Origin of the sequence: Streptococcus intestinihominis, assembly GCF_046824975.1 — a bacterium.
Classification (GTDB): Bacteria; Bacillota; Bacilli; order Lactobacillales; family Streptococcaceae; genus Streptococcus.
Genome location: NZ_JBKQBL010000006.1, coordinates 63348 through 73729 on the forward strand (window position 1 = coordinate 63348; position 10382 = coordinate 73729).

Genomic DNA, 10382 nt, shown 5'->3' on the forward strand with positions numbered 1-10382 from the left:
CGATTCACGTAGACGCTAATCTTCCGATTTATCACCAGGAGCTGAGGATCCTTTCCTCTGCATTCTGGTTTTTCTTTTCCACAAAAAATGCTCACCGCTTAGGTGAGCGTTTTTGAAAGTAGATAAACTATTGTTTTACATAAAACAGCTAGATACTTTTCAAAAAATGACTTTTATTTACAGTCATTTAAGAAGATTAAAAACTTTCCGCTGTGAGAAAAGTGCCTGAAACCATTGTGTTTCAGGCACTCGGGAGTTTTGAAACCTTAGGTTCAAAACTAAGTCATGGAACTTCTTGGAAGTTCGCTGACGTCCGTACTCACCTAAGGAAAGTTTTTCAGAAGACTTTATTTTCAATCTGAAATGCTCACCTAAGTGGTGAGCATTTTTTGATTTAATTCCGTCTGGCTTGTTGTTGCTTGAAATGGTAGTAAGCTCCTACCATCCCTGCCGTATTTTGATGATGCGCAAACTCCAATTGCGTCTTGTCTGCTAGGCTTGGAACGAGGGAGTCTTTGAGGGCTGCTGAAATCTTTGGTTTCAAAATAGCTTCCTGTCCCATAACTCCACCACCAAGAATAACCACTTGAGGATTGACAACATAACAAATATTGGCAAGCCCCTTGCCTAGGTAGTCGACCATGCGATCGATTCCTGCCATACAGATGGTATTTCCTTGGGTCGCTTCCTTGAATATGCGACGACCACTCCATTGTTCGACAGGATCTCCATGTTGCTTGGCAACATATTCAACCAAAGCTGTCGTCGAAGCCAAATCTTGGAAGGCGCCATCTTGAAGATGAAGGTAACCTACCTCGCAGGCAGAATTGCTAAAGCCATGGAAAATCTCCCCATTGATCAAGAGACAGCCACCAATGCCAGTACCGACCGTTAAACAGACGGCAACTTGAGCCCCCTGGCCATTCCCTGACATCACTTCTGCTAAACCAGCACAGTTGACGTCATTTTCAATTTCGCAGGGGATTTGATAGGTCTCTTCAATTTCTTTTTTGAACTGAGTTCCTGCATAATTGGGAATCTGAGGGCCCGCATAAAAGATTTCCCCCTTATCGGGGTCAACCATCCCAGCTGACGAAATACAGACTCCAAGGATGTTATTTTCTTCGAGGTAAGATTCTACTAAAGCCTTGGTTTTCCCTAGAATCCCAGGGCCCCCTTTTTCAGCTTCTGTCGGCATTTCATGCGACTCGATCAGATTCTCTGCTTCATCAACCAGACCATATTTGATATTGGTCCCACCGATATCAATCGCTAGGTAATAGGCCATACACCTCTCCTTTCCGATTTACACTCTTTTTTAAAGGAAACGTTCCTTGACTTCACGGATTAAGCTAGCTGCTTTTTGGACCACTTCCTGGTCTCCTTCAGTTACTGGACTTAATGGACTCCGAACAGATCCCAGTTCTAGACCTTCATTGATCCGCAAGACTTCTTTAATGACGCCATACATGTTGCCATGAGCAGATGTCAAGACTCCAATAATGCCATTGATGGCAAACTGCAAGGCACGCGCAGTTTCCAAGTCTTTCTCAGCAATCAGCTGATTGAGTTTCAAGAAGAGCTCTGGCATAGCACCATAGGTGCCTCCAATACCTGCTCCTGCTCCCATAAGACGGCCACCTAAGAATTGTTCATCTGGACCATTAAAGACGATATGGTCATCGCCTCCCAAAGAAGCAAAGGTCTGAATATCCTGAACAGGCATAGAGGAATTCTTCACCCCAATCACCCGTGGATTTTTCAACATTTCTGTATACAGACTCGGTGTCAAAGCTACCCCTGCCAATTGCGGGATATTGTAGATGACAAAGTCTGTGTTTGGCGCTGCTGCGCTGATTTCATTCCAGTAGTGGGCAACACTGTATTCTGGCAAGCGGAAATAAATTGGCGGAATGGCCGCAATGGCATCTACTCCTAGCTCTTCTGCATGTCGTGCCAATTCCACGCTGTCCTTGGTATTGTTGCAGGCCACGTGAGCGATGATGGTCAATTTTCCTTTAGCCACTGCCATGACTTCTTCTAAGACTAGCTTGCGATCGGCTACGCTCTGGTAGATACATTCGCCAGAAGATCCGTTGACATACAAGCCCTGCACACCTTTCGCGATAAAATATTCTACCAGCGCACGTACCCGCTCCGGGCTAATTTCTCCTTGGTCATCATAGCAGGCATAAAAAGCCGGGATGACTCCTTCATATTTTTTTAAATCTGACATTCTTTTCTCCTTTCACGAATGTTTACCAAATCCTATTTTTCTTTTTTATTCTTTAAAACGAGCAAATATCTTTTCCATCAATCCAACCTGTAGGAAGGTCATGCTAGAAAAACCAATCAAGAAGAAGACCATGAGTCCTAGTAAAAAGCTTAAGACAGAAGTCACAAACACCATAGCTACTAGCAACAAGAGAGCCCCCATAACGAAGAACCATGGGAAATACAAACCAGATACAATCAGAGCTTTTTGTAGACACTCTGTCCAAGTCAATCGATAACGCGCCGCAATTGGATAGGCCGCTAGCATGACCAGAACTAGGAAGATAAAGAGCCCTAGACAAACAGCTTTTAACACCTGAATTGGCAAGGCTGTCTGACTCCAAAAGAGGAACAAGTCAAAGAGACAGATCCCTGAAATGAGCAACTCTATCCCTCCGAGCTGAAGCCCCAACTTCCAATTTTCTCGAAAGGCGTTGATATAAGTCCGAATGACTGGTAGGCGACGCTGGTGTTTGATGGCAAAAACCGTTTGATACAAACTAATCTTTGCGATCCCGATTGTGACAATCGGCAGACAGCTCAGCACAAAAAGAAGATTGACTGTGACTAAGTCCGCTATTTTCTCGCTGATTCGCATCACCAGATTGTCAGTATTAAAGACTGTTTTGATCAATCCTGTTTCTCTTTGTGACATACCGTCTCCTTTCTGACTCTCTTAATCGATTAAAATTTTCACTAACTGTTTTCGAACGACTTCTTCTTGACCCGCATAGCCATTGGGCTGATGAGGTTCCCCTGGGAAGAAAATCGCAAAATTATGATAACCCAGATGAAGTGGATAAGACTCCTGGCAACGGACAAAACCGATGTCCGATGCTTCATCAAAGGCGAGCGCCTCACCTGTCACACGAGATCCATAACTCGAAAACTCATGTCCTTCTACCAAAAGATGCAAATCGGCATATTTTTTGTGATGCTCAAAGCGATTGCTTTCTTCTTTATTGAGGGTGTTTTCTTGAACGACGAGAAAGACCTTATCCCCATCAATATCATATCTCCCCAATTCAAAAGAATCCTTCCGATGCTCATAGAGAAAATCAATGGCCTGATCTAGATTGGGATGGATCCCTTTGTAAAAGGTGATGTTTTTTAAATCATCAAATATCATACACTTTTCCTTTCGACACTTCTTAGGACGAGAAAAGAAAACAAGTGATTTCTTCCCTAGCCCCTTCTTGGGCACCGATGAGGTGTGGAGATCGCAAGAGCCCTACTCCTCTCAGCCTAGAAAAAAGTATCTGTACACTACTATCGTTTGTCCAAGCAGATGGCTTATCCTTTGACCGCTCCCATGGTAATCCCTTGAGTGAAGGATTTTTGGAAGACTAGGAAGACTGTAACGATTGGCACCGCAGCTAGGGCTGCCCCAGCCATGATCAAGCCATAGTTGGTGGCCATTTCAGCCTGCATGGTCGCAACCCCTAGTGAAATAGTCAGGTTTTGACGAGAGGTCAGCATTACCAATTGCATAAAGTAGTCGTTCCAGGTGTTGATGAAGGTGAAGATGGCAAGGGCTGCAAATCCTGGCTTGACAATTGGGAAGGCAACGCTCCAGAAAGTCCGTAACTCTCCACAACCATCGATCTTAGCAGATTCTAAGAGTTCTGTTGGAATGTTTTCACTAAATTGTTTCATCAAGAAGACCCCGAATGGCCATCCAACCAGTGGCAAGATCACCGCTGCAAGAGTATCGTGGATTCCCATAAAGTTGATAATGCGCACCAATGGAACCAAGACAACTTGTTTTGGAAGGGCCATGGCTGCGATAAAGATAGCAAAGAGAATTCGTTGCCCATAGAAACGTTTCTTAGCCAAGACATAGCCCGCCAAAGAAGACGTCATACATACCAAAAGCATGGTAGCAAGGGAAATAAAGACACTGTTCCACAACCATTGCAGGGCTGGGTTTTGAACCATCAATTGTTGAAAGTTTTCCATAGTTGGTGTCTTTGGCCACCACTGAGGTGGGATCATAATGGTATCCGGTTGAGACTTAAAGGCCCCTGTCAAAATCCAATAGAATGGGAAAATGAACAAAACTGTCAAAAGGAGCAAAACGATGGTAGAAATCACTGTAAAGGCAGTAATTGGTTTCTTTTGTGTTGATTTCATCTGAGACTCCTTTCTTTAATATTCTACGTCGTTTCCGAGAATCTTGAATTGCGCAAAACTAATAATGGCAATCATCACTGCCAGGAAGACACCCATGGTGTTGGCATAACCGTATTCAGAGAGCTTAAAGGCTTTTTCATATAAGTAGTACATGAGGGTACTCGTTGAGTAGTTAGGACCACCGGATGTCAACAATTGGATCAAGGCGAAACATTGGAAAGAGTTAATGGTCGTAATGATCGCAATGTACAAAGTTGTTGGCAATAAGCTTGGCCATTTGATCTTCCAGAAAACTTGAAGTTCTGTCGCACCATCCACACGCGCTGCTTCGACGAGAGAATTATCAATATTTCCCATAGCAGCGATGTAGAGGATGATCGGTTGACCAACAGAGGTGGTCAACAAGATGATAATGATGGCCATCAAAGCCCAGTTCTTATCTCCCAACCAAGAAATATTTTGTTGGATAACATGACCAGATTTAAGGACGAAGTTCAAAATACCAGATAGTGGATCGTAGATCCATTTCCATACCACTGTAACGGCTACACTCCCTGTAACTACAGGAAGGAAGAAGACGAAACGATAGAAGGAACGCGCAATGGCATTTTGATGGTAGGTCTGAGAAGCCACAAACAAGGAGAACAATACTACGATTGGAACGGATCCGATAACGATGATGACAGTATTGATCAAGGACTTGATAAAGACCTTATCCGCAAACATGCGGGAATAATTTTCAAGACCAACAAATTTGAAGGAGGTCATCGAGTAGTTAAAGAAACTAGTGACAAACCCCATAATCATTGGTGCTAATACAAAGACAATAAAGAAGATTAAAATGGGTGCTAAGAATGCGTAGGAAACCAGCGTCTCCCTCATTCGGATTTTGTTTACCTTCACAATAAGGCACCTCCTGATGTTCTTTTTCTATTTTTTCCTTGATTCCTATGTGGAACGGATAGCACTGCCCTTTCCTACATATGATAATTAGGAGAGCGAAAACACGAAGGCCCCCTCTTTCAATCTACACATGGAGATAAGAAATCGAGGGGGCCTATGCTTTCTTATTTCTATGAAAGGATCATTTGAGTTTCATAGATGATCTATTTTTTCTTGATCGTTTCGTTTGCTTTTTCAGTAAAGGTCTTCAAAGCTGGTTCTGCTTTTTCATCCCCGTTTGAAACAGATTGCAACATTGGGAACCAAAGTGTACGCATTTCTGCAAAGCCGTCGATTGTGTTGTAGTATGGTGAGTAGTATTGAGTCCAAGTACTGATGGTTTCCATCCGTTTGTCATCATACAATTTACCAAATGAACTACGAACTGGGAAGGCACCTGTACGAACAACGTTCTTAGGACCCCATTCTTTGTCGTCTGCGATGAATTGAACAAATTTCTTAGCTGCTGCTACTTTCTTTTCATCCTTGTTGTTGAAGACTGCAAAACCATTGACAAGGTATTCCAATTTTGGTTTACCGCTATCAGATGGGAATGGTACTTCGACTACTTCAACTTTACTTGCTTCCAACAATTTAGCTTGGATACCGTTTTGTGAAGGTGCCCACAAGATGGTGTAAGAAGTTTGACCGTTAGCGAAGTTTTGGATGTCTGCTCCACCGTCGAATTGGGAACCATTCATCATCAAACCATCTTCAATCCATTTAGAAGCTTTTTCTAAACCTTTGACAAATTTTGGATCATCTGTTGTATACTTGGTTACTTTTTCATCTGTTACAGAACCACCGTAAAGGTTAGCGATAAAGGCACGAGTACCTTGGTCCCCACCTTGACCGTTACTGAAGAGTGATCCTGGTGTGTAACCTTTGTCTTTCAAAGCTTTCAAGACTTTTTCAAAGTCGTCTGTTGTCCAGCCTTCTTTGACAAGGTCTAGAACTCCTGCATCTTCCAACATCTTCTTGTTCATCGCCATGTAGAATGGTGCTGAACTGATTGGGTACATGTAAGCAGTGTCGCCGGCCTTGCTAGCTTGGATGATATTGTCGTTGTTGACATCTTTTACAAAATCTTCAGTAAAGAGATCATTCAAGTCAGCCAATTTACCATTTTTACCGTATTGAATAATCCGCCCTGGTGCGTCAAAGAGAACGTCTGGAGCAGTTCCGGCTTCGATAGCTGTCGTAATCTTTTCAGGACCAGATTTGAAGTCGATGGTTTCTAGTTTGACTTTGATATCTGGATTGGCTTTTTCGAAGGCTTCGATAATTGATTTTTCGTAGGTTCCTACACCATCATCAGCTTTCTCTTGAGTAAAGACTGGAAAGGCCCACCAAGTGATTTCTGTTTTACCAGAGTTATCGCTTGAAGATTCAGACTTAGATCCTCCTCCAGATCCACAAGCTGCAAGTGCTAGCACCGCTGCACCAGCTACCAACGAGCACAGTACTTTTTTCATTTTCATGTGATTTCTCCTCACGTTTGCGGTAAGATTTCTCTTACTTAGTGTATCCTCACTGAGGACGGTGATTGTTAAGTATTCTCATTTCTACTGGATGATTTCTCTCTTCCTAGCTTCCTCCTTGTCTCTTTTTCTGTTCTTTTTTCTATTTTAAAGCCGCAACGAAGCGTTCTGTAATTTCTTTAGGTCGCGTAATGGCTCCCCCTACCACAAGCCCTCTGACACCCAGGTCATGAATTTCTTTGGCTTGTGCAGGATAGTGGATCTTACCTTCCGCAATTACATCGACACCCGCTTGGCAAAGTTGGCGAATCAAGTCAATGTCCGGTCCGTCTACTTTCGGGCTGTAATCTGTGTAGCCCGATAAGGTTGTTCCGACAAAGTCAACCCCTGCTTCGACAGCTGTTAAGCCTTCTTCAAAGGTGCTGATATCTGCCATCAAGAGTTGATCAGGATATTTCTCCTTCACTTGCTGGATAAAGTCGACAATCGATAGACCGTCATGACGCGGACGTTTGGTACAATCCAGGGCAATCACTGCGATATCTAATTCGGCCAATTCATCTACTTCTTTCATGGTAGCAGTAATGAATGGTTCTTCAGGAGGATAATCTCTCTTGATGATCCCGATAATCGGAAGCTTTGTCACTTCCTTGATCTCTTTGATATCGCGGACACTATTCGCCCGGATTCCAACCGCTCCTCCTTGCTCAGCTGCTTTGACCAAGAGAGGAATCACACCCCCTGCCTCTGTGTAGAGAGGTTCATGAGGAAGCGCCTGACAAGAAACGATAATGCCGTCTTTGATCTGTTGAATTAATTCTTCTTTTGTGATCTTGGACATACATTCCATCTCCTTCGTTTATTACGTCAACTCGAGTACTTGTAAGGTTATTATATAGTATTTTTAAAGCGCTTACAATATTCTGGAGCCATTTTGATAATAGTTTCATATTTTAAACTATTCTTCCATTCCTCTGAAACTAGTTTCAGAGATGCTAACATTCTAAAATTTTTTAAGAAATTTTTACCATTTCCAGATTTTTATACGAATAGTATAAGTGACCAAACAAAAAGAAAGGAGGTCCACAGATGTACTATACTCCCATTATCATCCCATGGTTTTTGTATTACTTCTTCCGTAAATAAATAAGGAAAGGGAATACCAAACATGAAAAAGAATACCAAAGCTTTTGTTTTATTGATCTTGCTTTCATTGATTTTATTTTAAACAAAAACTTGAAACGTAAGCTAAACACTGCATTGGCTATTGACCTTATCCTTGTTGCATCTAATCAGCTTAGCTGACACAAGATGAATAAAAGGCTACCCATACAAGCTAGCTCTATTGGAAAATTACCCTAGCTTTGCTTCTCAACAAAAATTAGGATTATTAAAATATGAGATGGCCTATCCACACTATAATCTTTGCAATCATCATCGCATTAACTGTTTTACATGATGCACACCTGATTGCGTTTCAACCACAGATTAATTTAGCCATTGCGGCTACAATCTATCTAGCAGTTGATGCTAGATGGCGACAAACAAGAAAGAAAGAGGAAAAGTAAATGACAACAGAATTCACACAAAAATTCACACCCTTAACAGAAGAAGAATTGACACAAGTTGATGGGGGGGCTATTCCATTGATCGCTTGGATCCTTGCTCATCCCTACCTATCTGGCTCTATTGCTGGTGGTGTAACAGCTGTCGGAACTGCCATTTGGGGAGCATTTAAATAATTAATTTGAAGGAGAAAAGCAATGATAGACCAAGTACAATTTAAAGATCTTACGCATGAAGAATTAAGTGATATTAATGGTGGAGGACTCCCTTTTCTGTTAGTTTTCGCTTACGGTTTTTCTTCTGCTTATATCGGGACAACAAAACTGATCGATGCATTTCATAGTAATATGACACGAAAATGGTAAAGGAGGAGACCTATGAGTCTGGTATTTATCACCCTCATCCTTTTGACAGGATACTGCATTCTTGATAAAAAAACACCCAAACAGGTAGAAGGGTACTTTCCTAAATTTGCTATTGCCTTCATGGTCACTTTCACCATTCTGAACGAGGCAATTGATTTACTGTACACGATCTTACATTAAGGAGGACACCTATGGATACAAGCATCCATTATACTTGCCTAACGGAAGCTGAACTAGCGACCATTGATGGAGGAGCCTCCGTTTTTGACTCGGCAAAATTCATCGTTCAAACATGGAATATTTTATACAATTCTGGACGTGATTTTGGCCGTAGTATCATCAATGGCATCATGCACTAGAAAGGAGCAAGCATGAAACTCGAAGAATCACGTTTTAGAAGCTTGTCTGAGCAGGAACTCAGCCATGTAGATGGCGGATCCGTATGGATCACTGTTGGACTAATCGCAACTCCCCTACTCATGGGAACCTTAGCTGGCGCCTTTGACGAATATGCTCGCAAACGAGGCAAATAGTAACACTTCTTTATCATCTCACTTAACAGTACATACATCCCAGCTATCATTCTATAGCTGGGATGTTCTATTGTTAAACGATCTTTTTAAGCAAAAAAATGAGGCTGGGACAAAAGTCCTAGCCTCTCAATTATTTTTGGATTGTCGAGCAAGACGCAGTGGTTGAGTGGGCTCTACTACGCTGATTTCATCAGCTTTTACAGCCCTACTCAACTGTGCAGAGGTGGGACGACGAAATCGAATTCTGACGAATTACCGATTTCTGTCCCACTCTCATTTTTCTATCTTATTTAGGTGATGGATCTATCCAACTTCTTAGCTGAGGTCGTTATCAATAATGACTTTCAAGGCATTGTTTTCGCCAGCATGTTTGAAAATTTCGTATGCCTTTTCTGCTTCTGAAAGTTTGAAGTGGTGGGTCACCAACTTCGTCGCATCAATCTTGCCAGATTTCAAGACGTTAAGAAGCATTTCAGTTGTATTGGCATTGACCAAACCAGTATTGAGCGTAATGTTCTTGATCCAAAGGTCATCAAGATTGAAGCTAACTGGTTTACCATGCACTCCAACGTTGGCAATATGACCGCCGACAGAGATAATATTTTGGCAGACATCGAAGGTAGCTGGATAGCCCACACATTCCATCGAGATATCGACACCACGACCATCGGTCACTTCATTGATAAAGGCCTTGATTTCATCAATATCACTTGAACAGATGGTATGAGTAGCTCCAAACTTCTTAGAAGCTTCGAGACGAGATTCTGACAAGTCTACCATGATAATGGTAGCTGGTGAGAAGAATTGTACGGTTAAGAGAGCTGCCAAACCGATTGGCCCTGCACCAACGATACAAACGTTGTCTCCAGGTTTCACGTGAGAAGGGAGAACCCCAATTTCATAGGAAGTAGGCAGAATATCAGAGAGCATAACCAGGGCTTCGTCATCTACAGAAGCTGGTGCATGATAAAGACTGCCGTCTGCGTGAGGGATATGGACATACTCTGCTTGGGTACCATTGATCAAGTGGCCAAGGATCCAGCCCCCATCTTCACAATGGGAAGGCAAACCACGCTTACAGTAGTAGC

At 42.4% G+C, this 10382-nt stretch carries 13 protein-coding genes; 4 read left to right on the top strand and 9 right to left on the bottom strand.

Annotated elements, in window-relative coordinates; all coding sequences use genetic code 11:
* Positions 1–394: 394 nt before the first annotated feature.
* From ACLOR3_RS09180 to ACLOR3_RS09215, 8 genes are all read right to left on the bottom strand, one after another.
* Complete coding sequence (locus ACLOR3_RS09180) at positions 395–1288, bottom strand: ROK family protein (protein ID WP_411400930.1); 894 nt, start codon at positions 1286–1288, stop codon at positions 395–397.
* A 30-nt stretch (positions 1289–1318) separates the two neighbouring features.
* Positions 1319–2236: a dihydrodipicolinate synthase family protein gene (locus ACLOR3_RS09185; RefSeq protein ID WP_125336211.1), complete on the bottom strand. Its 918-nt coding sequence runs from the start codon at positions 2234–2236 to the stop codon at positions 1319–1321.
* A gap of 45 nt (positions 2237–2281) precedes the next feature.
* Positions 2282–2929 carry a YesL family protein gene (locus ACLOR3_RS09190; RefSeq protein WP_411400931.1) on the bottom strand — a complete coding sequence of 216 codons (648 nt, stop codon included), beginning with the start codon at positions 2927–2929 and terminating at the stop codon, positions 2282–2284.
* Positions 2930–2950: 21 nt separating this feature from the next.
* Entirely contained in the window at positions 2951–3403 is a 453-nt protein-coding gene (locus tag ACLOR3_RS09195; protein ID WP_411400932.1) for a NanQ anomerase/TabA/YiaL family protein, read from the bottom strand.
* Between the two features lie 164 nt (positions 3404–3567).
* A complete protein-coding gene (locus ACLOR3_RS09200; RefSeq protein ID WP_048788695.1) occupies positions 3568–4407 on the bottom strand; it encodes a carbohydrate ABC transporter permease in 840 nt (279 codons plus the stop codon).
* A gap of 15 nt (positions 4408–4422) precedes the next feature.
* Positions 4423–5310 (bottom strand): carbohydrate ABC transporter permease, encoded by an 888-nt coding sequence (locus ACLOR3_RS09205; RefSeq protein WP_156677127.1) that lies wholly within the window; start codon positions 5308–5310, stop codon positions 4423–4425.
* 203 nt (positions 5311–5513) lie between these two features.
* Entirely contained in the window at positions 5514–6830 is a 1317-nt protein-coding gene (locus ACLOR3_RS09210) for an extracellular solute-binding protein (RefSeq protein WP_411400933.1), read from the bottom strand.
* Between the two features lie 142 nt (positions 6831–6972).
* On the bottom strand, positions 6973–7671 hold the full coding sequence (locus ACLOR3_RS09215; RefSeq protein WP_048717101.1) for an N-acetylmannosamine-6-phosphate 2-epimerase: 699 nt from the start codon (positions 7669–7671) through the stop codon (positions 6973–6975).
* 727 nt (positions 7672–8398) lie between these two features.
* Between ACLOR3_RS09215 and ACLOR3_RS09220 the strand changes: the two genes are divergently transcribed.
* From ACLOR3_RS09220 to ACLOR3_RS09235, 4 genes are all read left to right on the top strand, one after another.
* Entirely contained in the window at positions 8399–8572 is a 174-nt protein-coding gene (locus ACLOR3_RS09220) for a Blp family class II bacteriocin (RefSeq protein WP_223355675.1), read from the top strand.
* 21 nt (positions 8573–8593) lie between these two features.
* Positions 8594–8761, top strand: coding sequence for a class IIb bacteriocin, lactobin A/cerein 7B family (locus tag ACLOR3_RS09225; RefSeq protein WP_006595269.1), 168 nt, complete (start codon positions 8594–8596; stop codon positions 8759–8761).
* A 191-nt stretch (positions 8762–8952) separates the two neighbouring features.
* The gene (locus tag ACLOR3_RS09230; RefSeq protein WP_023024913.1) at positions 8953–9120 is read left to right on the top strand and encodes a hypothetical protein; all 168 of its coding nucleotides are present in this window, start codon (positions 8953–8955) and stop codon (positions 9118–9120) included.
* 12 nt (positions 9121–9132) lie between these two features.
* The gene (locus tag ACLOR3_RS09235) at positions 9133–9294 is read left to right on the top strand and encodes a hypothetical protein (RefSeq protein ID WP_411400934.1); all 162 of its coding nucleotides are present in this window, start codon (positions 9133–9135) and stop codon (positions 9292–9294) included.
* A 315-nt stretch (positions 9295–9609) separates the two neighbouring features.
* On the opposite strand, the gene ACLOR3_RS09240 is transcribed toward ACLOR3_RS09235, so the two are convergent.
* Positions 9610–10382, bottom strand: a 773-nt coding sequence (locus ACLOR3_RS09240; protein WP_412037162.1) for a zinc-binding dehydrogenase, incomplete at its 5' end; no start/stop codon positions are given.

What these genes read in the sequence shown, in the direction of transcription:
- ACLOR3_RS09190 (WP_411400931.1), bottom strand. Translation starts at nt 2,929, where the DNA reads ATGTCACAAAGAGAAACAGGATTGATCAAAACAGTCTTTAATACTGAC.
- ACLOR3_RS09230 (WP_023024913.1), top strand. Translation starts at nt 8,953, where the DNA reads ATGGATACAAGCATCCATTATACTTGCCTAACGGAAGCTGAACTAGCG.
- ACLOR3_RS09200 (WP_048788695.1), bottom strand. Translation starts at nt 4,407, where the DNA reads ATGAAATCAACACAAAAGAAACCAATTACTGCCTTTACAGTGATTTCT.
- ACLOR3_RS09220 (WP_223355675.1), top strand. Translation starts at nt 8,399, where the DNA reads ATGACAACAGAATTCACACAAAAATTCACACCCTTAACAGAAGAAGAA.
- ACLOR3_RS09210 (WP_411400933.1), bottom strand. Translation starts at nt 6,830, where the DNA reads ATGAAAATGAAAAAAGTACTGTGCTCGTTGGTAGCTGGTGCAGCGGTG.
- ACLOR3_RS09215 (WP_048717101.1), bottom strand. Translation starts at nt 7,671, where the DNA reads ATGTCCAAGATCACAAAAGAAGAATTAATTCAACAGATCAAAGACGGC.
- ACLOR3_RS09235 (WP_411400934.1), top strand. Translation starts at nt 9,133, where the DNA reads ATGAAACTCGAAGAATCACGTTTTAGAAGCTTGTCTGAGCAGGAACTC.
- ACLOR3_RS09180 (WP_411400930.1), bottom strand. Translation starts at nt 1,288, where the DNA reads ATGGCCTATTACCTAGCGATTGATATCGGTGGGACCAATATCAAATAT.
- ACLOR3_RS09195 (WP_411400932.1), bottom strand. Translation starts at nt 3,403, where the DNA reads ATGATATTTGATGATTTAAAAAACATCACCTTTTACAAAGGGATCCAT.
- ACLOR3_RS09225 (WP_006595269.1), top strand. Translation starts at nt 8,594, where the DNA reads ATGATAGACCAAGTACAATTTAAAGATCTTACGCATGAAGAATTAAGT.
- ACLOR3_RS09185 (WP_125336211.1), bottom strand. Translation starts at nt 2,236, where the DNA reads ATGTCAGATTTAAAAAAATATGAAGGAGTCATCCCGGCTTTTTATGCC.